Genomic DNA, 24,827 nt, shown 5'->3' with positions numbered 1-24,827 from the left:
TCCTTCACTTGGTGTTCTAATTAATAAAGCGATGGTCGATAGTCAGCAACGGCTTTGGCTGGCAACAGAAGGCGAAGGCATTGTTATGCAGATGCCGGATGGCCGCCGACGTCAGTTTACTGTTGATAATGGTTTACCAGCCAATGCCGCTCACAGTTTATTTGAAGACAAATCCGGTCAGATTTGGGTAGGCACGATGGCAGGCCTGGCGTTAATTGACAATACACTGACAGTCAGCACGCCATTCGCTGCGCAACTGACAGCGCCGGTGTTTGCCCTGGCTGGTTCAGGGCAGCAGCTGCTGATAGGCACTGAAAAAGGCGTGTTTCAGCTAAATGAAGAGCAGCAATTAACTGTGCTACTGGCGGATGTTCCTGTTGCTACTTTATTAGCTGAAACGTCGGGTGTGTTATGGATTGGCACAGTTGATCGCGGTTTACTAAGACTGTATGACAATAAGCTGGAACAGCTGAGTATTGAACAGGGGTTACCGAATAACCGGGTGCTGGCGCTTTGGCAGGATAAGGAGCGCAGTTTGTGGGTTGGCACCAATGGCGGCATCTTTCGGTTGCGCGAAGCGCCTTTTATCACCTATACCAGTGAACAAGGCCTGGCTGACAATTATGTCCGGACCGTGATGCCTGACCAGAGCGGCTGTGTCTATGTCGGTAGTAGCAGAGGTCTTAATCAAATATGCGATGGCAATATCCAGAGCATCGATTTATCCAGCCATGCCAGTGGACAATCAGTGCTGAGTCTGGCTTTGGGCCAGCAAAAAAAATTGTGGATTGGCACCTATACTGACGGCCTGTTGCATTATGAAGATGGCAAAATTATCGGCCAGTACACCAGTGCCCAGGGACTGGCCGCCAACGAAGTAAGGGCAATTTTACCCCGGGCGGATGGCTCATTGCTGGTTGGCACAGCGCTGGGTGTCAATTTAATTGAAAATGGCCGGCTTAGTACGCCTTTCCCCGCGGCAGCGTTGCCTTCCCCATTTATTATGGCGTTACATCAGACCCCCGATGGCAAGGTGTTTATTGGCAGTGGTGCGGGCGTATCAGTTTGGCATGATAATCAGCTACAGCAGCTCGAGTTCAGTGGCTTAGACCAGGCTGAATATGCGTTTGGTTTTGCTGAAGACCCTGCGGCAAACATTTTGTGGATGACAACCGACCGTGGTCTGGTGGCGCACAATCTGACCACAGGACAGCTGGCCCTGATAGGTCGTAGCCAGGGTATGCCGTTTGATAAAATGTTTCAGCTGGTGATGGATAAGCAGCAGTATTTCTGGATTTCCACCAACCGAGGCGTACTGCGTCTGGCCAGACAGCAGGCCCTGGACGTGGTATATGGCCGGCGCGATAAAGTGAATTATGAATTATTCGGCGAAAGTGACGGCATGGCCAGCGCTCAGACCAATGGCGGCTCTTCGCCTGCTGCCAGCCTGCATAGCGATGGCTCAGTTTGGGTGGCTACATCAGTTGGCGTCAGCAAGGTTCAGCCAGCCAGATTAAGTGCTTTCTCCGCGGTGATCCCGCCCATCGTGCTGGAAAAACTGGTGGCAGACGGTAACCAATTTCCTGTTGAACACGATGTTGCGTTTGAAGCTGCCACCAGCAGGATAGAATTTGAATATGCTGGCCTGGGGTTTATTATGCCGCAGCGGATCCAGTACCGAACCATGCTGGAGGGGTTTGATAAAGACTGGGTAACGCGGGGCGGCCAGACCAGTGTCCAGTATACAAATTTAGCACCGGGCCATTACCGGTTTAAAGTTGCTGCCTCATATCCTGATGGCGGCTGGAGCCCTTCGCCAGCAACTGTTTCGTTCAGTATCGCACCACATATCTGGCAGCGTCCGCTGTTCCAGTTGCTGGTATTATTGTTACTGGCAGCGCTGATTATCAGTCTGGTGCGCTGGCGTCTGGCCAGTTTAAAACGCAGTGAGCTGAAACTGAAATTACAAGTTGCTGAAAAAACGGCGGAGCTTGCAGCGCTGGCCAGGATGGACTCATTAACTGGGCTGGCTAACCGCCGGGCATTTGATGAAGCCATGCAATATGAACTGAAGCGGGCAAGGCGCCAACAGCAACCGCTGTGTCTGGCGCTACTGGATATTGATCACTTTAAACAGGTTAATGATACCTGGTCACACACGGTTGGCGATGAAGTATTAAAGAGGGTGGCCGCGACGTTACAGCAGCATTGTCGTGATATTGACTCACTGGCTCGGTGGGGAGGCGAAGAATTTGCAATTCTGTTACCGGATACTCCGCTGACCGAAGCCTATGATGTCTGTGACAGACTGCGACAACATGTTGCAACAATTCAGTTTAACGATACAGCAGCGGATTTGACCATTACCGTCAGTATCGGTCTGGCAACACTTAACCTGCAGGATGACGGCAAACAACTGCTTATCGATGCCGACCGGGCTCTGTACAGGGCAAAAGAACAGGGACGCAATACCGTCATAAGGGATGCGGCAACTGAGCTCAACCCCTAATCATATTTAGATAAAAATTCAAAAAAACAGCATAATTATTGTTGATTCTGCATGTTTCCCACTCTACACTAGCTGGCGTTTTATGCTATAACTTTTAGCTGGTTTTGCAATTGAGTAAGGTAAACATGTCTTTAGTATCTTCTTCTGATAAAAAAATCCGTAGTGCCGTGTTAGGCGCTGCTGGCTATAGTGGCGCTGAATTATGTGCTTTGCTGACGGCTAACCCTTATTTTTCTCTGGATTATGCATTTGCTTCAGGTGGACGCACGGCTGAGCCATTAAATAAATTGTACCCGCGTTTTACGAATGCTATTGATATTATGGTTGAGCCCTGGCAGGACGAACGGATAAGTTCACTGCAAATTGATGTCGCTTTCCTGGCGCTGCCGCATGAGGCCAGTGAAGCGATTACCCCCTTATTGCTGGCTGCTGGCATCGTCGTCGTTGATTTATCAGGGGCTTTTCGTTTAAAACAGCCTGATCTTTACCCTAAATATTATGGCTATCAGCATCAGCACCCCGACTTGCTGACCCAGGCGGTTTATTGTCTGATGGAGTGGTTAGATAAGTCACCCGGTGATTTAATCTCAGTACCAGGTTGTTACCCAACAGCCTGTTCACTGGCACTGTTACCCCTGGTATCCAACGATTTACTGGCAGAACAATGTATTCCGGTGATAAATGCGACCAGTGGTGTATCCGGTGCCGGTCGCAAGGCAGCACTGAACACATCCTTTTGTGAAGTGGGCTTAAATGCCTATGGCTTTTTTGGTCATCGCCACCGGCCTGAAATTGAACAGAATCTGCAACGTAAAGTCGTATTTACCCCACATTTAGGTAATTTTAAACGCGGTATTCTGGCGACCAGCGTCGTCACGTTAAAAGCCGGTGTCAGTCCGGAACAGGTTAAACAGGCGTTCACCGCGGCGTATCAGCATAAGCCGTTGGTCAGGTTGCTCAGTCAGTCTCCCAATGTCGCCGATGTGGCAGGGACGCCGTACTGCGATATCTACTGGCAACAGGATGGTGAGCAGCTGGTAGTCGTTTCTGCTATTGATAATCTGCTCAAAGGTGCCGCAGCGCAAGCGGTGCAGGCCGCCAATGTCCGTTTTAATAAACCTGAAACAGCCGGATTATTCAGTGGAGTAGTAGCATGAAGACTTTACCCCTGGTAATAAAAATGGGTGGCCGTTTACTGCAGGAGCGTGCCGCGCTGGATGCGTTGCTGTCGGTTTGCCGCCAGCTTAAACAACAGCGCCCTGTAGTGCTGGTGCATGGTGGGGGCGATCAGGTTGATCAGTGGCTGGCAAAGTTTGGTTTTACCACTGAAAAAATAGATGGCCAGCGGGTATCACCGCCTGAACAGATGCCGGTTATTACCGGTGCCTTGGACGGTGCGGTAAATGCGGAGCTGGTCAGTCGCGCCATGCTGCAGGGCTTAAATCCGGTGGGCCTGAATTTATCGGCCGGGAACAGTTTGCAGTTTAGTGTCAACAACAAGCTCGGTGCGGTTGGGTTGGCGAAAGCCAACGATGCCAGCCTGATTACTCTGCTGCTGGAACAGGATTTTACCCCGGTGTTCAGCTCAGTGGGTATTGGCAGTGAAGGCCAGTTACTGAACGTCAATGCTGATTTAGCTGCTGCTGCAATATGTCAGCTGGTTCAGGGCGAGCTGGTACTACTGACCGATGTGCCGGGTATTCTGGACAGTCAGATGCAGCTGATTGCAGAGCTTACGCCGGCCGCTGCTGCAGAACTGGTGGCCAGCGGGGTCATTAAAGGTGGCATGAAAGTCAAGCTGGATGCCGCGCTGGAAACCGGTATGGCACTGCAGCGTAATATTATTGTTGCAGGCTGGCAACAGCCCGAAAACTTATTAAAACTGATGCAGGATGAGCCGGTAGGCACCTGTATTTTATATTAAACCCGCCATGGTGACAGATACCAGGCCTATGAGGAAACCGCTTAGCGGATTACAGCGTGCGTTATGAGTAAATTAAGCCAGTTACTGTGCTTAACCGATCTGGACCAAAGTCAACTGAGCAATATTCTGACTCTGGCCTCAGAGATTAAAGCGGATCCGGCACAATACCGCTCGGCGCTTGCCGGCAAAAGTATTGCGTTACTGTTCGAGAAGCCGTCGCTTAGAACCCGAGTAAGTTTTGATGTCGGCATCAATAAGCTTGGTGGGCATAGTGTCTATCTGGATCTGCAAAATGGTGCCATGGGCGTGCGGGAGTCAGTGCAGGATTTTGGCAGTAATCTGGCCTGCTGGACCGATGCGATTGTCGCCCGGGTTTTCAGTCAGAAAACACTGATTGAACTGGCTCACAGTAGCAGAAAACCGGTGATTAATGCGCTGAGTGATTTATATCATCCTTGCCAGGCACTGGCCGACTTACTGACACTGCATGAACAGTTTGGTGAACTCAGTAACGTCCATCTGGCGTTTGTCGGTGATGGTAATAATGTCTGTCATTCGTTAATGCTTGGTGCTGCCATCATGGGCATGGATTTAACCATCATCACTCCGCCGGGTTTTGGGCCTGATGCTCATGTATTACTAAAAGCGCAGCAGCTGGCAGCAAAAAGTGGCGCCAACCTGGTACTGAGTCAGCATTTATCTTCTGCAGCAGGTGTCGATGCAATCTATACCGACACCTGGTTGTCGATGGGTGCAAAAGCCGATCCGAAGCAGGTAGGTCAGCTATTTGCTGACTATCAGATTAATACTGCGGCGATGCAGCGGTTAGCAGTAAAACATTTTATGCACTGCTTACCGGCTCACCGGGGGCAGGAAGTAACCAGTGAAGTACTGGACAGTGATTATTCGTTGGTATTGCAGCAGGCTGAGAACCGGATGCATGCTCAGAATGCCGTTTTAGTCAGTTTATTTAGTTGAGGTAATAATGAGCGTTAAAAAAGTCGTATTGGCTTATTCAGGTGGGCTGGATACATCGGCTATCGTGCCATGGTTAAAAGATAACTATAACTGTGAAGTTATCGCTTTTGTTGCCAATGTCGGTCAGGGCGATGACGAACTGGCAGGCGTTGAGCAAAAGGCGATTAAATCTGGCGCCAGCAGCTGCTATGTTGTTGATTTAAGAGAAGAGCTGGTAAATGAGGTTATATTCCCGACCTTAAAAACCGGCGCTGTTTATGAAGGGCAGTACCTGCTGGGAACCTCGATGGCACGGCCGGTGATCGCCAGGGCCCAGGTTAAACTGGCGCTGGAACTCGGTGCAGATGCGTTATGTCATGGCTGCACCGGTAAGGGTAATGACCAGGTGCGGTTTGAAAGCTGTTTTGCCGCGTTAGCCCCGCAACTGAAAGTGATTGCGCCGTGGCGTGAATGGCAGTTTAATTCGCGTCAATCACTACTGGATTATCTGGCAGAAAAGAACGTTCCTACCACTGCTTCAGCCACTAAGATCTATAGCCGCGATGCGAATTTGTGGCACATTTCCCACGAAGGTGGCGAACTGGAAGATCCCTGGTGCGAACCGTCAGAGCAGGTGTGGATGTGGACGAAATCGCCTGAACAGGCTCCGGATACACCCGCTTATGTCGCCCTGACATTTGCTAAGGGCCAGCTTACCGAGGTTGATGGCCGCAAGCTTGACGGCGTGGCCGCGATTGAACTGTTAAATGAGCTGGGATCAGAGCATGGCATTGGCCGGATTGATATTGTTGAGAACCGGCTGGTGGGTATGAAATCCCGTGGCTGCTATGAAACCCCGGGCGGCACAATATTGCTGGCGGGGCTAAAAGGGTTGGAAGCGCTGGTTTATGATCGCAGTTCATTAAAATATCGGGAAGAGATCGCGCTGGAATTTGCTCAGCTGGTGTATGACGGTCGCTGGTTTACCCCGCTCAAAGATGCATTATTGGCTGCGGCAACCTCACTGGCAGGGCAGTTAACCGGAGAGGTGGTCATTAAGCTGTTCAAAGGGAATGTTACTGTGGCAAAACGTCGCTCGGTAAATACGCTGTATTCTGAAGCCTTCGCCACTTTTGAAGGTGATGAGGTTTATGATCAGAAAGATGCTGCCGGCTTTATCAGACTGTATAGTCTGGCCAGCCGGATCCGGGCCATGCATCAACAAAAGGATTAACCGTTATGGCAATGTGGGGAGGACGTTTTACCGAGGCGACCTTAAGTGAGTTTCGTGATTTTAATGACTCACTCAGTTTCGATTATTTACTGGCGCAGCAGGATATCGCTGCGTCAAGAGCCTGGGCTAAAGGTCTGCAGCAGGCCGGAATTATTACAGCCGTTGAAGCGAAGCAACTGGACGCCGGGCTGGCGGAATTAGCTGAAGCAACTGAAGCTGATCCGCAATTGCCGCTGCAAACCCGTGAAGAAGATATTCACAGCTGGGTGGAAAGCCAGCTGACAGCAAAACTGGGTAATGTAGCAAAAAAACTGCACACCGGCCGCAGCCGCAATGACCTGGTAGCGACCGATTTAAGGTTATGGACCCGATTGCAGGCAGGCACGGTACGCAAATCTTTGCTGGGGGCCATTGCAGCCTTACTTGAATTTGCTGAAAAAGCCGGGCAGGCAGTGATGCCGGGTTTTACTCACCTGCAACGGGCGCAACCTGTGTTGGTCGCTCATTGGGCCCTGGCTTATGTGGAAATGTTTAAGCGTGATTTAGGCCGGCTGGATGATGCGGTAGCAAGAATGGACAACTGCCCATTAGGTTGTGGTGCACTTGCCGGCACGGGAGTAAATATTGACCGGCAGGCTCTGGCATCAGAACTTGGTTTTAGCCGGGCTGCTGTTAACAGTCTGGATGCCGTATCTGACCGTGATTACCTGGTCGAACTCTCTGCAGCGGCCAGTCTATGCATGACTCATTTATCACGGTTGTCTGAGGATGTGATTTTCTTCTGCTCAGGTGAAGCTGGCTTTTTTAAGCTTGGTGATGCGATAAGCTCTGGTTCGTCCTTGATGCCGCAAAAGAAAAACCCTGATGTGTTTGAATTGCTTCGCGGTAAAACCGGCCGGGTGCTGGGTCATCTGGTGGCAATTCTACATGTGCTCAAAGGATTACCACTGGCTTATAACAAGGACATGCAGGAAGACAAACAAGGTTTCTTTGACCTGATGTTTAGCTGGCAGCAATCATTGCTGGTGCTGGCAACGGTACTTCCTCATCTGAGTATTAATCCGGATCAGTGTCGCAAGGCTGCTGAGCTGGGCTACAGCAACGCAACCGATTTAGCGGATTACCTGGTCAGTAAAGGTATGCCGTTTCGCGATGCACATGAATGCGCAGGGGAATTGGTGCTGGTTGCTTCAAAGCAACACGTGCCGCTGGAGGCGCTTAGTCTTAATGAGTTACAGCAGGTCAGTAAGCTAATCTCAGCTGATGTCTATCCGGCACTGACGCTGGAAGCGGGGATGGCAAGGCGTTGTGCGTTAGGTGGCACGGCACCGCAGCAGGTAGCACAGGCACTGGCTGAGGCTCAGCAGTGGTTTGATAAAATACTGGCGTAGCGAGCACTATTCGCCCTGAATCAGTAAATCAAAACAGGCCGGTATGCAACCGGCCTGTTTCATATTAGCGCTAACTGGACTTCCCTGTTACAACGGACATAACCAGCCGTTAAAATAATTCAGATTCATCTGGTTCAGCTTTTTTATCATTATCAAATGGGATCTGCTGCACACTGCTCTGGCTGTACTGGGTCGGTTCAGTACCTATTTTAAAATACTCAAAACTACTGGTATGGTCAGTACTTCGGCTAAGTAAGCCGGTGGCCAGGTCTATTCTGACGGATGACAGCCCCGTCGGTGGTTGCAGCTGTTGCTCCTGGTAATCAGGCAACACCTGCGCCATGTAATCCAGCCATGCGGGCAGGGCGGTGCGGGCTCCCGACTCGGTACCGGCGCTTTGGTCCTGGCCCATATTAGCATGCCACTGAGCGCGACCGAGGCTGCGGTTAGCGTCATCAAAGCCGACCCAGGTAGTAACAGCGGTTGCCGCGGTAAAGCCGGAGAACCAGGTATCTTTTGAATCATTGGTTGTGCCGGTTTTCGCTGAAATGTCGCGTCGCTTTAAACGCTGCACCCGCCAGGCCGTGCCGTTCCAGCCTGTACCCTGACGCCAGTCACCGCCACCCCAGACACTGCTGGTCAGTGCATCGGCAATTAAAAACGCATTCTGACTGCTGATAACCTGCTCAGCCATTAACGGTTCTGACTGTTCAGCGGTTGCAGGCACTTGCGCTTGCACGTCGTTAAACAGTTCATAAAGCTGCTGCTCACTACTGACATCCGGCGATACCTGGGGTTCAGCAGCAAGCGCTTTGCTGGCATTATCCTGCGCCAGACAGCCTGAACAGGCAATTTGCGGTGTATGCTGATATATCACTTCATCCTGTTCATTAAGCACTTTGTCTACCACAAAAGGAGTCACCAGAAACCCGCCATTGGCAAATACAGCGTAGCCGGTTACCAGCTCCAGTGGTGTTAAAGAAGCAGATCCTAGTGACAGGGTTTCATTCCTGGGCAAATCGGTGGCGGTAAAGCCAAAACGTTGCAGATGCTGAATACTCTCATCTATTCCCACGCCCCGTAATAATCTGACAGATACCACGTTCTTAGACTTCGCCAGTGCCTCGCGGATCCGGATGGGTCCATCATACACCGGCGGTGAATTACGCGGCCGCCAGGCAATACCAGCATTGTCATCCCATTGATGGATAGGCGCATCATTCATAATAGAAGCGAGGGTATAACCCTTTTCCAGTGCTGCTGAATAAATGAAGGGTTTAATATTGGAACCAACCTGGCGTTTTGCCTGGGTTACCCTGTTAAACTGGCTTTGACTGAAACTGTAACCTCCAACCAATGCCTGAATAGCTCCGTCTTGTGGATCCAAGGCAACCAGAGCACTACTGGCCGCAGGGATCTGGCTGAGCCGCCATTGATCATTCTGTTGGCGCACCAGAATATGCATGCCGGGTGCCAGCACCGCTGCAGCGCTTTTCGGGGCTACTCCCTGACGCTCATCAGTAATAAAGGCCCTGGCCCATTTTATCCCGTCCCACTGCAACGTAATCACCTGATCACCGGCCAGCAACACTTCGGCACTGTTATTTAACACCGTCAGCACCACACCCGGTAACAAATCCTCAATACCCTGCTGCTGTGTTAAGTAAGCAAGGATTGCTGTCCTTTCTGGCCGTTCTGACTCATTAAATACAGGTGGTGCATCTGCCTCTGAACTGGCAACGCTGTTATCAAGCTCGGCTTGCCAAAGCCGCGCTACCGGCCCGCGATAGCCGTGACGTTCATCATAGTCGTATAAATTTTGTTGTAAGGCACGCTTGGCGGCTTGCTGATGCTGGCTCAGAATGGTGGTGTAAACTTTGTAACCTTCGGAATAAGCTGCTTCTTCACCAAATCGCTCTACCATTTGCTGGCGAACCATCTCGGCTATGTAAGGGGCTGACGCTGTAATCTGGGCACCATGGAGTTTACTGGTGATGGGCGCAGCCAGAGCATTGCGGTAATCCTGCTCGCTGATAACATCAAGGGCGCGCATTCTGGTGAGCACAATATCGCGGCGGTTCCGGGCATTGGCCGGTGAACGGACAGGATTCAGAATAGAAGGTGCTTTTGGTAAACCAGCGATAATAGCGATTTCATCCAGAGTAAGTTCATTCACAGTTTTGCCAAAATAAACCTGGGCAGCAGCACCAACGCCGAAAGAGCGGTGGCCCAGTTCAATTTTGTTAAGATAAAGTTCGAGAATTTCATCTTTTTCCAGCAGCTGCTCTATTTTAATCGCCAGAAAAACTTCTTTTATTTTGCGGATGATCTTTTTTTCGCGGCTGAGAAAAAAATTACGTGCCAGTTGCTGGGTGATAGTACTGGCCCCCTGGCTGAAGTCACCTGACGATGCAACCACGGTAACCGCACGCATAATACCAATAATATCTACACCTGGATGATCATAAAACCTTGTATCTTCAATAGCTAAGAAGGCCTGAATCAGTAAAGGCGGCATTTCGTCCAGTTTTAATGGTATCCGTCTTTTCTCACCAAACTGCGAAATCAGCTGACCATCAGCCGTGTATACCTGCATCGGGGTTTGCAGCTTTACTTCCTTTAAGGTTGCCACGTCAGGCAGATCATTGCGGACATAAAAATACATCGCAACGATCGTCAGGATCCCAGCGAAAAAACCAGCCAGACAGATTATTAAAAGTTTTTTAACCCAAGACACTGAATAACCCCAATTTTTACTCCCAATTACTTTACAACGCTGCTAGTATATATTTATTGGCTGTCGATGAAACGCTTTTTCTTGCTAAAAAATAGCGTCTGAGCTAAGAATACGACAATAAGAATCATAACTATAAAATGGCCACAGGAAGCTATGATAAAAAGCCTGTTCAGTAAACAAACACCTATGATGGTCGGCATCGATATCGGCGCTCACTCCGTCAAGGCTATGCTGTTAAGTCAGCATGGTAGCCAGTACAAGGTGGAAGCCTTTGCTGTCGAGCCGATGATCAAAGGCGCGATGGCTGATCGAGAGATCCAGGATATTGAAGCCGTCGCTAATGTGATCGGCAAGATCCGCAAGAAGATCCCCAAGTCAGTCAAATTCGCGGCGACAGCAGTATCCGGATCCACCGTGATCAGCAAAGTGATCTTTATGGATGTGTCATTAACAGATGCTGAACTGGAAAGTCAGATCCAAGTCGAGGCTGATACGTTAATCCCTTATCCATTGAACGAAGTTAGCCTGGATTTCGAGAAACTGGATGTTAACGAATCAGACCCGTCTAAAGTTAACGTCTTACTCAGTGCTGCCCGCACCGAGAGTGTCGAGGCCCGGGTGGCGGCACTTGATAACGGTGGCTTCACTGCCAAGCTGGTTGATGTAGAAAGTTACGCCCTGAGCAGGGCCTCTGAATTGTGTCTTAGTCAGCTGCCAGATGATGCTGCAGGCAAAGTTGTCGCATTGGTGGACATTGGCGCCACGATGACTCTGCTTAGTATCGTTGAAAAGGGTAAAACCCTGTATACCCGTGACCAGGCGTTTGGTGGAGAACAGTATACCCGCAGTATTTTGTCTTATTACAACAAAAGCTACGAGGAAGCTGAACTGGCAAAGGTCAGCGGTGATTTGCCGCCGAACTATACTTTTGAAGTACTGGCACCGTTTCAGACAATGTTATTGCAGCAAATTCGCCGCGGTATTCAGATGTATTTAACCAGCAGCGGCCGGGACGCAGTGGATTATCTGATTGTCTCAGGTGGTACCGCATTAATCGAAGGGATCGACAAGCTGCTGATAGATGAACTTGGCATCCATACTGTGGTGGCTAATCCCTTTAAAACGATCGAAGTTGCGACGTCAGTTGATCGCGAGCAGTTAAATAAAAGCGCGCCGCAGTTGATGGTAGCCAGCGGTCTTGCCTTACGGAGTTTTTCATCATGGCATATATAAACTTACTGCCCTGGCGTGAAGCTGCGCGCAAAGAAAAACAAAAGCAGTATGTGACCATTCTGGCTATGACAGCTGTATTCAGTTTTCTGGTGTTTTTTCTGATCAATATGGTTTATAGCAGCATGATTGACGGTCAGTATCAGCGTAATCGCTATCTGGAAAATGAAATCAAGATTCTGGATCAGAAAATTGCTGAAATACGCAACCTGAACGAGACTAAGCGCAGTTTACAACAACGGATGAGTCTGATTGAACAACTGCAGGGTAGTCGTAATCTGGGTACAGAAATCATGTCTGAAATTGCCAGGGTGGTGCCATCAGGCATTTATCTGACTCAGTTAGAGAAAAAGGGCTCAAATTTATTGTTAATTGGCCGAAGTGAATCTAACAACCGATTGTCGACCATGCTGCGGGATGCGGAACAATCTGAATTACTGGATAGTCCGCTGCTTGAGTTTATTGAAGCTGGTAAAGAAGAATCCCGGTTACTGAGTAATTTTAAAATGCATCTTACCGTTAAAGGCTATGAAGCAGTTCAGGAAAGTCAGCCTGTTAAACCCGCTGCGGAAGGTGGTGCAAGATGAGCATGAACTTCAATTTGTCTGAAATTGATATTAATGATCTTGATGTCGAAAATATGGGGTCGTGGCCTGTCGCCGCTAAAGTCATTTTCGCCATTATTTTGGCGGTTCTGGTTGGCACCCTGAGTTATTTTTTGCTGATTGACAGTAAAATTGACGAATTAAACAGTGCTAAGCAAAAAGAAACCGAGTTAAGGCAGGTTTATCGAACCCGCTATGCATCAGCAGTTAATCTGGATTTATACAAACAGCAGATGGTTGAAATGGAAAATACTTTTTCATTTTTACTGAAGCAGTTACCCACTACTCATGAGACACCTGGTTTGCTGGATGACATTACCTATGTTGGCACAACCAGTGGTTTGACATTCCTGCGGATAAACTGGGAGCCAGAAATAGAGAAAGAGTTTTATACTGAGCTGCCGATTAAAATAGACGTTATTGGTGATTACCATCAATTTGGTAATTTTGTCAGTGAGGTGGCGAAACTTCCCCGGATAGTAAGCTTACATGACTTCTCAATTCAAACGGCTGAGAATGACCGGTTACGTTTCAATGTTACCGCTAAAACTTATCGTTACAAGGAGACGGCGCAATGAGAAAACTCATCATAGCTGTTTCTGTTGCAACTGTATTGACGGGTTGCTTTGATGACTTAAGCGACGTACAGGCACATATGGATCAGGTTAAGGCCAGTACTCAACCCCGGGTTGAGCCCCTGCCAGAGGTGAAAGAGTTCGAGCATATTGCTTATGCAGCGCAAAATACCCGTAGCCCTTTTTCGGAGCCACGGCCTGAAGCAGTTCAGGATCGATTCTTGCAGGTGCAGGATTGTTTGCATCCGGACCCGCGCCGGCGCAAAGAGCCCCTAGAAAAATATGCGCTGGACAACCTGAAAATGCGCGGCACTCTGGGAGATACCGGTAATATCTGGGCATTAATTGAGGCTTCTGATAAAACGCTGCACCGGATAACGTTAAATAATTATGTTGGTTTATTTCATGGTCGGGTTATCAGTGTAGAGCCAACCCATGTTGAATTGTTAGAGTTGATCCCGGACGGGGCAGGTTGCTGGAAAGAGCGGACTACCATGATTCAAATGGTCGAAAATACAGCAATGACGAGTAATTGATAGGTGTGCGAGTATATCATGGATAAAATAATCAAAAGAATTTCACGAGGAATCACCGGCACCCGGCTATGTCTGGCAGCGTTACTGTTGTTAGCTTTGCCAGCAGCAGCAGTCCCATTGCTGTACGATGTCAGGTATAACCCCTTGCTCACCGGCGAAACGGAGATCGAATTTATTTTCGATGAAGATCTCTACACCGATCCCAGCATTCAGGTTTTTAACGAGCCCGCGCGGATCGAACTCTATTTTGATAATTCCGATTATGAGGAAAAGCTGGAAGAAGTATTAATCGATAAAGCCGGGGTAAAAAGAATAAAATCTGAGTTTCTTGGTGAAGGTTTTAAGTCAACTATCTATCTGGACTATCTGAAAATTTACCGTACCAGAGTACGCGGTAACGTATTTTATATGCACATCTCTGATAATCCGACTGCGCAGCAGGTTGGTCAGGCTGCAGATGTTGTTCCGACATACATCAACCGGATACAGGCGATTGATTTTCGGCGCGGTGAAGAAGGTGAAGCCCGCGTTTTAGTGTTCCTTCGGGAAAATACAGCAGCGGTAGATGTCACTGAGCGTGCAGGAAAACTGATTGTTGAGTTTCATAATACTGATATTCTTGATGAGTTGCTGTATCAGTTAGATGTTATGGACTTTGGTACTATCGTTACCGGCATCGAAACCTTTAAAGACGGCGCGTCTGCCAGACTGGAGATTTCGACCAGTGATGCCTTTACCTATACTTATCAGCAGATAGATAATATTTTCACGTTAAATATTGAGCGCGATACCACGAACCGCAGTATTTTAGGTGGGGGGCGTGAATATAAAGGGCGGCCGATTTCATTAAATTTCCAGGATATTCCTATCAGAACTGTGTTACAGATTATTGCAGATTATAACGGCTTTAACCTGGTTACCAGTGACTCCGTAACGGGTAATATCACTCTGCGCCTGGATGGCACACCGTGGGATCAGGCACTTGACATCGTATTACGGGTGAAAGGTCTGGACAAACGGATGGATGGTAATATCCTGATGGTTGCACCGACCGAAGAGCTGTCAGCCCGGGAAGCCCGTGAATTGGAAGCGAAACAGCAGGTCGAACAGCTGGAGCCATTGTATTCTGATTATCTGACTATTAACTATGCTAAAGCAGCCGATTTGGCAGGTTTGCTGGCCAACAAAGACGCCACCCTGCTATCCAGCCGCGGTAGTGTGGTAGTTGATGAACGGACGAACACCATTTTAATTAAAGATACGGCCAAGAATATCGAAAGCGTCCGCAAGCTGATTGAGCGGCTCGATGTACCGGTTCGTCAGGTGCTGATCGAATCAAGAATGGTGACGGTACGTGACAGCGTGACTGACGAGCTGGGTATCCGCTGGGGTTTCAGTGATCAGCAAAGCACCAGCGGCGGTAACCGTGGTGTATCAGGTAATGCTAACGGCGCTAACACGATTTCTACCGGCCAGTTCCCGGCGCTGGACGATCGCTGGAATGTAAACCTGCCTATTCAGAATCCGGCTGGCAGTATTGCTTTCCATGTGGCCCGATTAGCCGATGGCACGCTTCTGGATCTTGAACTATCAGCATTAGAGCAGGAGAATAAAGGTGAAATTATCGCCAGTCCGCGGATAACTACGTCTAATCAGAAAGAAGCCCGCATCGAGCAAGGTGTTGAAATACCCTATGTTCAGGCAGCGTCCAGCGGTGCAACCACTGTTGAATTTAAGAAAGCTGTGCTAAGTCTGACTGTCACGCCGCAAATTACTCCGGATAATAAAATCATTCTGGATCTGGTGATTACCCAGAATACCCGCGGTGAGACGGTACAAACGCCAACCGGACCTGCGACAGCCATTGATACTCAGCAAATTCAAACTCAGGTGCTGGTTGATAATGGTGAAACCATAGTGCTGGGCGGGATTTATCAGCAGCAAATTTTATCTACCGTGTCTAAGGTCCCGATGTTTGGTGATATCCCTTATGTTGGTGCTTTGTTCAGGTCAAAACGTGACGTTAATGAGAAAAATGAACTTCTTATTTTTGTTACTCCGAAGATTCTGACCGAAGGCCAGTAATCGTTATCTGATGCGGGAGCCGGTCAAACGCTCCCGCATTAAGTCAGATTTAACTTGCCAACGAAAGGCCATTCCTGACATAATTCAGCGCTTCAAATTTTCGCGGGAGCCTTTTGGTCCTTGAATTCAACTTTTCATTGAGTAAGCTGATTTAGCACTACGACATATGGCAGAAAAACGTAATATCTTCCTTGTTGGCCCAATGGGCGCAGGCAAAAGCACCATTGGACGTCATTTAGCAGACATGCTTCATCTTGACTTTTATGACTCAGATCAGGAAATCGAGCGCCGCACGGGTGCGGATATAGCCTGGGTCTTTGATTTGGAAGGTGAAGAGGGTTTCAGAGTTCGCGAAGAGACAGTCATTTCAGATTTAACTGAATTACAAGGTATTGTTTTAGCGACAGGTGGTGGTTCGGTAATCAGTAAGGAAACCCGCAACCGTTTGTCAGCCAGAGGAATTGTTGTTTATCTGGAAACACCCATTGAGAAACAAGTTGCCCGAACCCAACGCGATAAACGCCGGCCTTTGCTGCAAACAGAAGAGGCGCCACGTGAAGTGCTGGAGCGCCTTGCCGCCGAGCGAAATCCTCTTTATGAGGAAATTGCTGACTTTACCGTTCGTACCGATGAGCAAAGTGCCCGGGCTGTCGCAAACCAGATAATTGATCAATTGGGTTTCTAACGTATACGGGGGGCTGCAAATGCAAAAAGTTGAAGTCCAACTTGGCGATCGCAGCTACCCGATAGTTATTGATGACGGTTTTACTGCCTTACCTGCATCCCTTGCCGGCCGCCGGCACGTGGTTATTGTCTCCAACCCTACCGTGGCATCGTTGTATTTAGAGCAGGCTAAGTCACTTTTCCATTACCCGCCATCGCATATTTTGATTGAAGACGGTGAAGCCTTCAAAACACTGGCGTCTTTTGAAACCATCTTATCCTTTTTACTTGAAAAAGGGATGTCGCGTGACGTGTTGCTGGTTGCGCTTGGTGGCGGTGTTATTGGTGACCTTACCGGTTTTGTTGCCGCCTGCTATCAGCGCGGTGTTCAATTTGTGCAAATTCCCACTACCTTACTTTCTCAGGTTGACTCTTCAGTGGGTGGCAAAACAGCTGTCAATCATCCACTTGGCAAAAATATGATTGGTGCCTTTAAACAGCCTGAACAGGTTGTGATCAGTACGGCTACCCTGCAAACCCTTCCACGGCGTGAATTTGCCGCCGGTATGGCGGAAGTGGTTAAATATGCCTTGCTTGGTGATGCAGCTTTTTTAGACTGGCTGCTGCAATCCAGTGAACAGATTTGTCAGCAACAGCCAGCGTGTCTGGCCCGGATGATCCGCCACTGCTGTCAGATGAAAGCCGCTATCGTCAGTCGCGATGAAACTGAGCAAGGAGAGCGGGCTTTACTGAATCTTGGGCATACCTTCGGCCACGCTATTGAAGCGTTTATGGGCTATGGTAAGTGGTTACATGGTGAGGCTGTTGCGGTCGGTATGGTGATGGCTGCAGAATTGTCAGCTCATCGGGGCTGGTTGAATGAGCAACAGGTTGCTACTGTTCGCTCGGCCCTGCAGTCATTTGGATTGCCGGTCAGTGTGCCTGAGCAGATGCAGATAGCCGATTTTCTGCCGTTTATGAAAACAGATAAAAAGGTCAAAGACGGCCAGATGCGCTTTGTCTTACTGCCAGCGATTGGCCGTGCCAGCCTGGTTGCAGATGTCACTGAAGCCGAACTATTCCAGGTTTTTGGCTGATGGATATCACAGTACTTCAGCAGAGGCTGGCTGAGCAGCGTCACTTATTGCCCTCCCAACATGAACTGCTGAACAGGTTGTTATTTCAGCTGGCATTTAATGACTTTCAGAATATAGGTCTGGTGGGAGGGGAAGGTAGTGGTAAATCTACCCTTGCACTTGCGCTGGCTGAGCTGTTCTCAGAGCAGGCAAATGTTGCACTGCTAAATGGCGCTGTGTCAGAGACAGAAATTGAATCTCAGTTGCTACAACATTGGTTTGGGCGGCAGCGGCCTGAACCGACTCTGGCGCAATTAATGGCTGAGCCTGCAGCCGGGGCGCTGCCGTTATTGTTAATCGTCGATAATTTTAATCAGTTAGCCACCAGTGCAAGACAGAAACTATTGCAGCTTGATTGTCTCGGCTTCTTCCTGCTGTCCGAACCTTCTGTTGATATGGCATTAAATTTAAGTATCAATATCCCAACGCTGCAAGATGCCAGCCAGGTGCTGCGTGATAAGCAACTTGAGCCTCTGGCAGTTGCCGAACGTTTTGCTGCCAGTCATGGCAATATGCATTTATTACACAGTGCTGTTATCCAGCCAGAGGAGCGTAAATCTGCAGGCGCCGCATACTGGTTATTGCCGGCTGCCATTGTACTGCTGGTGATGGCAGCTGCAATTTACTGGTTGTTGCCAGTCAGCAACAATGTGGTTGAACCAAAGATAACCGACACCCCTGAGTTGGTGGGACAACGCAGTTCTGACACCGCAAGTGATCTGCCATCCGCTCTTAATACAGCGCAAGCTGATAATGCCACCGGAGAAAACAGCGTTGAGCCTGCAACTGGCCCCGCGCTTAGTGATAGCACTAATCTGAAAAATAGCCCTGAGCCTGAAATAATCAGCGCGGAGTCTGCTGAAAAAAGCCCTGAGCCTGTGAACAATAGCGCTGTGTCTGCTGTTGAGCCACCCCGGGAGGCTGAATCGACAGCAACTGAACCGCCAGCGGTTATGCCCCAGGAAATCCGGTCTGCGCCACAGGAAAATGCTGAACCGGCAGCCACCACAAAAGCGCCTGACAGTACTGAACCAGTGACTGTAGCAGCTGAGGCATTGTACCAGGAACCGTTGTTGCTGAGCCTGCCGCCCGAAATCAAAGTATTGCAGTTGGCTGTCCTGACATCAGATGCCGCTGTAGCTCGGTTTGTCCGCTCGTTTCCTGATACCGGCATCATGGTTTATCAGCGTAGCTGGCAAGGGCAGTTACAATGGGTCATCCTGGCGAAGCAGTATTATCCGGATACCAGCAGCGCCAGACAGGCCAGAGCTTTATTGCCAGAGCGCTTGCGCGAAACCGGTCCTTTTATCAAACCTGTCGTACAGGTACAACAAGAAATTAAAGCCTTAGCGCGACTGCGTGCTGACGCTCTGGAACAGGAATAATCGGGTGGATGTGAAACGAAACCGGGCTTTTCTGAAGTGGGCTGGTGGAAAATATAGTCTGGTGCCAGAGCTGATTAAACATCTGCCGGACGGCCCTCAATTAGTTGAACCCTTTGTCGGCGCAGGCTCAGTATTTCTTAATACGGATTATCCGCATTATCTGTTGAACGACATTAATGCTGATTTAATTCAGTTATACCAGATAGTGCAGCATCAGGCGGATGCTTTTGTTGCTGACGCCAGCAGTCTGTTTTGTGCCAGCGCTAATCTGCGCAGCAGTTATCTGGCGTTCCGCCAGCAATTTAACAGCAGTACAGATCCCTATCAGCGGGCATTGCTGTTTCTCTATCTGAACCGGCATGGCTACAATGGACTTTGCCGTTATAATCTCTCTGGGAAATTTAATGTGCCGTTTGGCAGTTACAAAAAACCCTACTTTCCGGAGGCTGAGCTGTATTTCTTTGCAGAAAAAGCGCAAAAAGCCCGCTTCAGCTGCCATAGTTATCAAGAGGTGTTTGCGCAGTTGCAAGCTGATGCTGTTGTCTATTGTGATCCCCCCTATGTGCCCCTTAGCAAAACAGCCAGCTTTACCAGCTATGCCCGGCAGGGCTTCAATCTGGATGATCAGGCCCAGTTAGCCAATATGGCTGAACAGGCTCAGTTAAAAGGCAATAGTGTTCTGATAAGTAATCATGATACAACCTGGACCCGTAAAATATACCAGCAGGCTGTGCTTCACAGTATTCAGGTTGGACGGTCTATCAGTCAAAACGGCGCGGGCAGAGGTAAGGTGGCAGAATTATTTGCAGTATATCCTGCGGTTAAGCAAGGACCAGAGTCACTGTCAACAGCAAGCCCGCAACAAACAACATTGCAAAGATAATACCGACAATAAGGTAAGGCAGAATACTTTTCGTTTGAAAATCGAGCTGACGTTGTTTTTCAGATTGCACCCCGGCGAAAGCCCCAAGCACGGCTTTAATGACCTGCCAGGTTCCGGCCTTGGTTTCGGCCATTAGCTTGCTTTACTGCCTGATGGAGTTAACCGGTTTAATAATTCCAGAAAATCAACAAAATGAAACTGAGTGGAACGGCTGTCACCTTTAATCCAGCTTAACCAGTTTTGCTGGACATTCTGACATAATTCATTAGCCGTTGAACTGCCAGCATCCTGGCACAGCGGGCTGGTTTTAAAGTAGCCGATGGCACTCACAGCCAGAACCAAGGCCGCTCCTATCGCCAAAGCTTTACTGTTAAAGGTAATTTTCATGTTAAATCCAGTTAACGCTTTAATCACTAGTGGCAGAGTGTAATAGATCTGCATTGACGATACAAGTTGCTTATTTAATATACGCTGCACTTGTTAGCAGGATCAGTTGCTCAGCTTATCTGAGCAACTGTAGTTTATGGTTTTCCGTCAGAGTCAGAAGCTTTTTGACACACTAAATATTACCCGGCTATCACACAAGTCACAGTCGTTAATATCGGTATCTACGTAAGCCAGGCTTAAGCCGGCGCCAAGGACTTCAGTGCTCAGGCCAATACTCCAGTCCAGATAACTGGCTGAACTGTCATCGTATTCATTCTGACCAACATGTAAGTCGAGCGCCAGGTTATCAGTCAGGGCGTAACTGTAGCCACCATACAAATAAAAATAGGTGCCCGCGTTTGCATAATAGTCGTCACTGTAAGCCAGACCGAAAGTGAAATCCTGATATGACAACGAACCATACAGCTCATAGAAATTCGAGCCGGCAAATTCAGTATTCGGGTAGCCGTAGCGCATAATGCCTACGTCTGCTGTCCAGGCATCATTTATCGCACCGCTCCAGCCCAGCATCACATCAAACTCAAGAGTGCCCTGACCGCCAAAATCAACACTTGACCCCCATACAGAAACATAAAAACCTGAGGTATCAGTTAAAGTCAGGCCACCCTGAATTGCAGGCGCTTCATCCGTTTGTGAAATACCACGAAACGCATAATCCGTAGTAAAAGTAATGTCACCATTGAGCTCAACGGCCTGGCTATTGGGGCTGGTGGCAGACAGGCCCAGAAGCAGGCTGGCAGTAATTAAGCTGGAAAGTGTTGTTGTCATTTTCATTGGTATTGCCCTTATGTTTATTCCCTGACTAAAGTCATTCCAATAAGTGTGCCAATTGAAATAATATATTAAATACAATTGCTTGCGAATATCCAGCGCCGCGTCTAACACTATGTTGCGCTTAACTGGTGCGCAACTGCCTGTTTTTTGTGCAGCGGACCGAGCGTGCTTTTTTGCAGCTAATTAAGTAAAGTCGGTATTTCAGATTTGTGGAGTCCCGTTATGTTGCCATATTTAATTGCCCCTTCAATTTTATCAGCAGATTTTGCCAGGCTCGGCAGCGACGTTGACAAGGTATTAGCTGCCGGGGCCGATGTTGTCCATTTTGATGTGATGGATAATCATTATGTTCCTAATCTGACAATCGGCCCTATGGTATGCAAAGCGTTACGAAATTATGGCATCACGGCGCCAATAGATGTCCACCTGATGGTTGAGCCGGTTGACAGTCTGATCCCCCAGTTTGCCGAGGCCGGTGCCAGTATCATTTCTTTTCATCCTGAGGCATCGCGCCATATTGACCGCACGATACAACTGATTAAAAGCCATGGCTGTCAGGCTGGTTTGGTTTTCAATCCGGCAACGCCTTTAAGTTATCTGGATTACATTCTCGATAAACTGGATGTTATTCTGCTGATGTCAGTAAACCCTGGCTTTGGTGGCCAGAAATTTATTCCTGCGACTCTGGATAAACTGGCGCAGGTGCGAAAGATTATTGATAGCAGCGGCTTGCCTATCAGACTGGAAGTTGATGGCGGTGTCACCGCCGATAATATTGCTGACATAGCCGCCGCGGGTGCCGATATGTTTGTTGCCGGTTCGGCGATTTTTAACAGTGACGATTATCAGCAGACAATACACCACATGCGTCAGCAGTTGGCGAATGTAAGTAAATAATTTACTGCGGTCACCGGCCGCATGCGGCTATAATGCCGCTCTTTTTATCAGTTTTAACCGAGGACAGTAAACCCATCATGAGTAGCAAACCAATTGTATTAAGTGGTGCCCAGCCGTCAGGTCAACTCACCATTGGTAACTATCTGGGCGCACTGCGGCAATGGGACCAGATGCAGGATGACTATGACTGTCTGTATTGTATTGTAGATTTGCATGCCATAACGGTGCGCCAGGACCCGGTAGCACTCCGCAGTGCCTCACTGGACAGTCTGGCTTTATATCTGGCTTGTGGTATTGATCCAAAACGCTCAGCGGTATTCATGCAATCACATGTGCCTGAGCATAGTCAGTTAGCCTGGGTACTTAACTGCTATACCCAGTTTGGTGAACTTAGCCGGATGACTCAGTTCAAAGATAAATCTGAGCGCCATAATAATAACGTCAATGCCGGATTATTTACTTATCCGGTACTGATGGCTGCTGATATTTTGCTGTATCAGGCCAATCAAATCCCGGTAGGGCATGATCAGAAACAGCATTTAGAGTTAGCCCGCGATGTTGCTATGCGTTTTAATGCGAGCCATGGTGATATCTTTACTGTGCCAGAGCCCTATATCCCGCCGGTTGCTGCCAGGGTGATGAGTTTGCAGGATCCGCTGAAAAAAATGTCAAAATCAGATGAGAATCCATGGAATTTCGTCGGTTTGCTGGAAGATCCAAAAATGATCAGCAAAAAATTCAAAAAAGCCATGACGGACTCTGAAGACCCGCCACGGGTCAGATTTGACATCGACGCCAAACCCGGGGTAGCAAACCTGCTGAGTATTCTGAGCGGTGTGACTGGAAAATCTGTTCAGACACTGGAAGCCGAGTATGAAGGTAAAATGTATGGCCATCTGAAAGGTGATGTGGCTGATGCAGTGATTGCCTTGCTGGAACCGGTCCAAAAATCCTTCGGTGAATTGCGGGCCGACTTACCGTTACTGCACAATGTCATGCGCTCCGGTGCTGAAAAAGCCCGGAGCCGCGCTGCAGCAACACTGGCTAAAGTTAATGATGCGGTAGGTTTCGTTGTTCCTCAATAAGCTAATACCACCATTGTGGTGGAGTCAGCCATGCTGTTGATGATCGACAATTATGACTCTTTTACCTGGAATCTGGTGCAGTACTTTGCTGAGCTAGGCCAGCAGGTTGTGGTAAAACGCAACGATGAGATTAATGTCGCGCAAATGGCGGCATTAGCGCCGGATTACCTGGTGATATCTCCCGGGCCCGGCACGCCTGATCAGGCAGGGGTAAGTCTGGCCGCAATCGAGCATTTTGCCGGGAAAATACCTTTATTAGGTGTTTGCCTTGGCCACCAGGCGATAGCGCAGGTATTTGGGGGTAAGGTCTGCCGGGCCGCTAAGGTTATGCATGGTAAAAACTCTGAAATTTATCATCAGAACCAGTCACTATTTTACGGCCTGCCCAGCCCGCTGGCGGTAACCCGTTATCATTCGTTGCTGGTTGAGTCTGCCAGCCTGCCGGCCGGGCTGACAATCACAGCCTGGACCGGCAAAGCACAACAGCCTGATGAAATAATGGGGCTGATGCACCAGCATATGGCCATCCATGGCGTACAATTTCATCCGGAAGCTATTTTAAGTGAGGCGGGTAAAGCGATGCTGAATAATTTTCTGCAAGTCCCCGCTGTCGGGTCTGAACAACATGCGGTTAACGAGTAATGAGCGATCTGGAAACCCCCTTACACCAACTTTTCTGGGATGATTTTATCGGTGTCAATCCGGCAGCCAGCCGGTTACAGTATCAGGTGAAAACAGGCTTGCCAACCACCCGCAAATTATTAGCAGTTGATGCGCAAGCGATGCAGCAAAGACTGGCTGGTCAGCAGGCACGCCAGCAGTTTATCGAGTTTGCTCAGGCGCATATGCATGATCAGGTCGCCGACCAGCTGTTTCAGCGGCTGGGGAATATTTCGCTGGTGAGTGCCTCAATATTTGATTTAGGCGAGCATTACCATCAGGTGCTGGACACCCTGGCTTATAAAGCCGTGACCACGAACCAGCTGGACCCGTTAATCAGTCAGGTTGACTGGCTAAAAGAAGACTTACTGAAGCTGGTCAATCAGCCACAATACCGTAATCGTACCGCCTCGGGTTCACTTATCAAGGATGTCAAAACTGCCCTACGATTTCTTGGTGTGGAAAGCCTGCAACTGATCATACCGGTATACGGAATGCGTCGGTGCTTACCCCATGCTACCGATCCTTTTGTCGGTTTTAAAACCCGCTTATGGGATTATACACTGGCCTGTGCTATCGCGGCACGCCGCTTAGCTGAAGACAGTGCAGAATTGCCATATGCGGCATTTTGTATTGGTTTGTTTCATCCGCTGGGGCATATCGTGGTGACCCGTAATTATCTGCGTACCTATCAGCAAATTAAGCAGGAAGAGCTGCTCAAAGCCCGGGATGAGCGCAACAGTGAACTGACAGATGCGCTGGATGGCCTGGAGCCGGATGCCAGTTTTTTAAGTGACAGCTTACTGGAGTTTGCTGAGATCTTAAGTGCTGATATATGCTCCCGCTGGTCATTACAATACTTACCACTTTGTCAGACGCTGGACCAGCTGGCAGAGGGCATAGGCTTTACCGGTATCAGTCCGCTGGGGCGACTGGTGCAACAGGCGCAGGTCTATGTGCAGTGGCAGCATTTAAACGCGGCGGGTAAAGCCAGTGTACAGGACGGAGAAAAGTGGTTTGCGGCCGTCAATCTGACAGAAGAACAGTTAAATGCATTGGCTAAGACCAATCTGAAACGGCTGAATATCGATTTATAACATTTTTTTTAGCCATA

At 48.9% G+C, this 24,827-nt stretch carries 23 protein-coding genes; 19 read left to right on the top strand and 4 right to left on the bottom strand.

Annotated elements, in window-relative coordinates:
- From R3177_RS00300 to argH, 6 genes are all read left to right on the top strand, one after another.
- Positions 1-2,509, top strand: a 2,509-nt coding sequence (locus R3177_RS00300) for a diguanylate cyclase (protein WP_318969037.1), incomplete at its 5' end; no start/stop codon positions are given.
- 125 nt (positions 2,510-2,634) lie between these two features.
- Positions 2,635-3,666 (top strand): N-acetyl-gamma-glutamyl-phosphate reductase, encoded by a 1,032-nt coding sequence (argC, locus tag R3177_RS00295; protein WP_318969036.1) that lies wholly within the window; start codon positions 2,635-2,637, stop codon positions 3,664-3,666.
- Positions 3,663-4,433, top strand: coding sequence for an acetylglutamate kinase (gene argB, locus R3177_RS00290; protein WP_318969035.1), 771 nt, complete (start codon positions 3,663-3,665; stop codon positions 4,431-4,433). The genes argC and argB overlap by 4 nt, the downstream gene beginning before the upstream one ends.
- Positions 4,434-4,496: 63 nt before the next feature.
- Positions 4,497-5,411 carry an ornithine carbamoyltransferase gene (locus tag R3177_RS00285; RefSeq protein ID WP_318969034.1) on the top strand — a complete coding sequence of 305 codons (915 nt, stop codon included), beginning with the start codon at positions 4,497-4,499 and terminating at the stop codon, positions 5,409-5,411.
- A 7-nt stretch (positions 5,412-5,418) separates the two neighbouring features.
- Positions 5,419-6,624 (top strand): argininosuccinate synthase, encoded by a 1,206-nt coding sequence (locus R3177_RS00280; protein ID WP_318969033.1) that lies wholly within the window; start codon positions 5,419-5,421, stop codon positions 6,622-6,624.
- Positions 6,625-6,629: 5 nt separating this feature from the next.
- Entirely contained in the window at positions 6,630-8,015 is a 1,386-nt protein-coding gene (argH, locus tag R3177_RS00275; protein ID WP_318969032.1) for an argininosuccinate lyase, read from the top strand.
- A gap of 109 nt (positions 8,016-8,124) precedes the next feature.
- Here the strand turns inward: argH and R3177_RS00270 are convergent, their stop codons facing one another.
- Complete coding sequence (locus R3177_RS00270) at positions 8,125-10,752, bottom strand: PBP1A family penicillin-binding protein (RefSeq protein ID WP_318969031.1); 2,628 nt, start codon at positions 10,750-10,752, stop codon at positions 8,125-8,127.
- 153 nt (positions 10,753-10,905) lie between these two features.
- Here R3177_RS00270 and R3177_RS00265 point away from each other — a divergent pair, with 153 nt between their 5' ends.
- From R3177_RS00265 to R3177_RS00225, 9 genes are all read left to right on the top strand, one after another.
- The gene (locus R3177_RS00265) at positions 10,906-11,985 is read left to right on the top strand and encodes a pilus assembly protein PilM (protein WP_318969030.1); all 1,080 of its coding nucleotides are present in this window, start codon (positions 10,906-10,908) and stop codon (positions 11,983-11,985) included.
- The gene (locus R3177_RS00260; RefSeq protein WP_318969029.1) at positions 11,973-12,569 is read left to right on the top strand and encodes a PilN domain-containing protein; all 597 of its coding nucleotides are present in this window, start codon (positions 11,973-11,975) and stop codon (positions 12,567-12,569) included. Before R3177_RS00265 ends, R3177_RS00260 begins: the two co-directional genes overlap by 13 nt.
- Positions 12,566-13,165 carry a type 4a pilus biogenesis protein PilO gene (locus R3177_RS00255; RefSeq protein WP_318969028.1) on the top strand — a complete coding sequence of 200 codons (600 nt, stop codon included), beginning with the start codon at positions 12,566-12,568 and terminating at the stop codon, positions 13,163-13,165. The genes R3177_RS00260 and R3177_RS00255 overlap by 4 nt, the downstream gene beginning before the upstream one ends.
- Positions 13,162-13,698, top strand: a complete 537-nt coding sequence (locus tag R3177_RS00250; protein ID WP_318969027.1) for a pilus assembly protein PilP — start codon at positions 13,162-13,164, stop codon at positions 13,696-13,698. Before R3177_RS00255 ends, R3177_RS00250 begins: the two co-directional genes overlap by 4 nt.
- A gap of 18 nt (positions 13,699-13,716) precedes the next feature.
- Positions 13,717-15,783, top strand: a complete 2,067-nt coding sequence (locus R3177_RS00245; protein WP_318969026.1) for a type IV pilus secretin PilQ family protein — start codon at positions 13,717-13,719, stop codon at positions 15,781-15,783.
- A 166-nt stretch (positions 15,784-15,949) separates the two neighbouring features.
- Entirely contained in the window at positions 15,950-16,468 is a 519-nt protein-coding gene (aroK, locus tag R3177_RS00240) for a shikimate kinase AroK (RefSeq protein WP_318969025.1), read from the top strand.
- Positions 16,469-16,487: 19 nt separating this feature from the next.
- A complete protein-coding gene (gene aroB, locus R3177_RS00235) occupies positions 16,488-17,543 on the top strand; it encodes a 3-dehydroquinate synthase (protein WP_318969024.1) in 1,056 nt (351 codons plus the stop codon).
- Positions 17,543-18,967 (top strand): hypothetical protein, encoded by a 1,425-nt coding sequence (locus R3177_RS00230; protein WP_318969023.1) that lies wholly within the window; start codon positions 17,543-17,545, stop codon positions 18,965-18,967. The genes aroB and R3177_RS00230 overlap by 1 nt, the downstream gene beginning before the upstream one ends.
- Before the next feature lie 10 nt (positions 18,968-18,977).
- Positions 18,978-19,850 carry a Dam family site-specific DNA-(adenine-N6)-methyltransferase gene (locus R3177_RS00225; RefSeq protein ID WP_413229050.1) on the top strand — a complete coding sequence of 291 codons (873 nt, stop codon included), beginning with the start codon at positions 18,978-18,980 and terminating at the stop codon, positions 19,848-19,850.
- On the opposite strand, the gene R3177_RS14800 is transcribed toward R3177_RS00225, so the two are convergent.
- The 3 genes from R3177_RS14800 to R3177_RS00215 all read right to left on the bottom strand — a co-directional run bounded on the left by R3177_RS14800 (position 19,789) and on the right by R3177_RS00215 (position 21,071).
- Positions 19,789-19,983, bottom strand: a complete 195-nt coding sequence (locus R3177_RS14800; RefSeq protein ID WP_413229047.1) for a DUF2970 domain-containing protein — start codon at positions 19,981-19,983, stop codon at positions 19,789-19,791. The two genes, R3177_RS00225 and R3177_RS14800, sit on opposite strands and share 62 nt — an antisense overlap.
- Positions 19,983-20,237 (bottom strand): hypothetical protein, encoded by a 255-nt coding sequence (locus tag R3177_RS00220; protein WP_318969021.1) that lies wholly within the window; start codon positions 20,235-20,237, stop codon positions 19,983-19,985. The genes R3177_RS14800 and R3177_RS00220 overlap by 1 nt, the downstream gene beginning before the upstream one ends.
- 153 nt (positions 20,238-20,390) lie before the next feature.
- Positions 20,391-21,071, bottom strand: coding sequence for a TorF family putative porin (locus tag R3177_RS00215; protein WP_318969020.1), 681 nt, complete (start codon positions 21,069-21,071; stop codon positions 20,391-20,393).
- A 222-nt stretch (positions 21,072-21,293) separates the two neighbouring features.
- Between R3177_RS00215 and rpe the strand changes: the two genes are divergently transcribed.
- From rpe to R3177_RS00195, 4 genes are all read left to right on the top strand, one after another.
- Positions 21,294-21,968 (top strand): ribulose-phosphate 3-epimerase, encoded by a 675-nt coding sequence (gene rpe / locus R3177_RS00210; protein ID WP_318969019.1) that lies wholly within the window; start codon positions 21,294-21,296, stop codon positions 21,966-21,968.
- A 77-nt stretch (positions 21,969-22,045) separates the two neighbouring features.
- Positions 22,046-23,053, top strand: a complete 1,008-nt coding sequence (gene trpS / locus R3177_RS00205) for a tryptophan--tRNA ligase (RefSeq protein ID WP_318969018.1) — start codon at positions 22,046-22,048, stop codon at positions 23,051-23,053.
- A 30-nt stretch (positions 23,054-23,083) separates the two neighbouring features.
- Positions 23,084-23,695, top strand: coding sequence for an aminodeoxychorismate/anthranilate synthase component II (locus R3177_RS00200; protein WP_318969017.1), 612 nt, complete (start codon positions 23,084-23,086; stop codon positions 23,693-23,695).
- Positions 23,695-24,810 (top strand): HDOD domain-containing protein, encoded by a 1,116-nt coding sequence (locus tag R3177_RS00195; RefSeq protein WP_318969016.1) that lies wholly within the window; start codon positions 23,695-23,697, stop codon positions 24,808-24,810. Before R3177_RS00200 ends, R3177_RS00195 begins: the two co-directional genes overlap by 1 nt.
- The last annotated feature ends 17 nt before the right edge of the window (positions 24,811-24,827 follow it).

It is taken from the genome of Arsukibacterium sp. (assembly GCF_033722355.1).
In the GTDB taxonomy this organism is placed as follows: Bacteria; Pseudomonadota; Gammaproteobacteria; order Enterobacterales; family Alteromonadaceae; genus Alishewanella.
The sequence above is the reverse complement of the archived record's forward strand: the minus strand, read 5'-3'. Positions and strand labels throughout refer to the sequence as shown.

What these genes read in the sequence shown, in the direction of transcription:
- R3177_RS00255 (WP_318969028.1), top strand. Translation starts at nt 12,566, where the DNA reads ATGAGCATGAACTTCAATTTGTCTGAAATTGATATTAATGATCTTGAT.
- trpS (WP_318969018.1), top strand. Translation starts at nt 22,046, where the DNA reads ATGAGTAGCAAACCAATTGTATTAAGTGGTGCCCAGCCGTCAGGTCAA.
- R3177_RS00265 (WP_318969030.1), top strand. Translation starts at nt 10,906, where the DNA reads ATGATAAAAAGCCTGTTCAGTAAACAAACACCTATGATGGTCGGCATC.
- argB (WP_318969035.1), top strand. Translation starts at nt 3,663, where the DNA reads ATGAAGACTTTACCCCTGGTAATAAAAATGGGTGGCCGTTTACTGCAG.
- argH (WP_318969032.1), top strand. Translation starts at nt 6,630, where the DNA reads ATGGCAATGTGGGGAGGACGTTTTACCGAGGCGACCTTAAGTGAGTTT.
- R3177_RS00285 (WP_318969034.1), top strand. Translation starts at nt 4,497, where the DNA reads ATGAGTAAATTAAGCCAGTTACTGTGCTTAACCGATCTGGACCAAAGT.
- aroB (WP_318969024.1), top strand. Translation starts at nt 16,488, where the DNA reads ATGCAAAAAGTTGAAGTCCAACTTGGCGATCGCAGCTACCCGATAGTT.
- R3177_RS00195 (WP_318969016.1), top strand. Translation starts at nt 23,695, where the DNA reads ATGAGCGATCTGGAAACCCCCTTACACCAACTTTTCTGGGATGATTTT.
- R3177_RS00250 (WP_318969027.1), top strand. Translation starts at nt 13,162, where the DNA reads ATGAGAAAACTCATCATAGCTGTTTCTGTTGCAACTGTATTGACGGGT.
- argC (WP_318969036.1), top strand. Translation starts at nt 2,635, where the DNA reads ATGTCTTTAGTATCTTCTTCTGATAAAAAAATCCGTAGTGCCGTGTTA.
- R3177_RS00230 (WP_318969023.1), top strand. Translation starts at nt 17,543, where the DNA reads ATGGATATCACAGTACTTCAGCAGAGGCTGGCTGAGCAGCGTCACTTA.
- R3177_RS00245 (WP_318969026.1), top strand. Translation starts at nt 13,717, where the DNA reads ATGGATAAAATAATCAAAAGAATTTCACGAGGAATCACCGGCACCCGG.
- R3177_RS14800 (WP_413229047.1), bottom strand. Translation starts at nt 19,983, where the DNA reads ATGGCCGAAACCAAGGCCGGAACCTGGCAGGTCATTAAAGCCGTGCTT.
- R3177_RS00200 (WP_318969017.1), top strand. Translation starts at nt 23,084, where the DNA reads ATGCTGTTGATGATCGACAATTATGACTCTTTTACCTGGAATCTGGTG.
- R3177_RS00260 (WP_318969029.1), top strand. Translation starts at nt 11,973, where the DNA reads ATGGCATATATAAACTTACTGCCCTGGCGTGAAGCTGCGCGCAAAGAA.
- R3177_RS00220 (WP_318969021.1), bottom strand. Translation starts at nt 20,237, where the DNA reads ATGAAAATTACCTTTAACAGTAAAGCTTTGGCGATAGGAGCGGCCTTG.
- R3177_RS00280 (WP_318969033.1), top strand. Translation starts at nt 5,419, where the DNA reads ATGAGCGTTAAAAAAGTCGTATTGGCTTATTCAGGTGGGCTGGATACA.
- aroK (WP_318969025.1), top strand. Translation starts at nt 15,950, where the DNA reads ATGGCAGAAAAACGTAATATCTTCCTTGTTGGCCCAATGGGCGCAGGC.
- R3177_RS00215 (WP_318969020.1), bottom strand. Translation starts at nt 21,071, where the DNA reads ATGAAAATGACAACAACACTTTCCAGCTTAATTACTGCCAGCCTGCTT.
- rpe (WP_318969019.1), top strand. Translation starts at nt 21,294, where the DNA reads ATGTTGCCATATTTAATTGCCCCTTCAATTTTATCAGCAGATTTTGCC.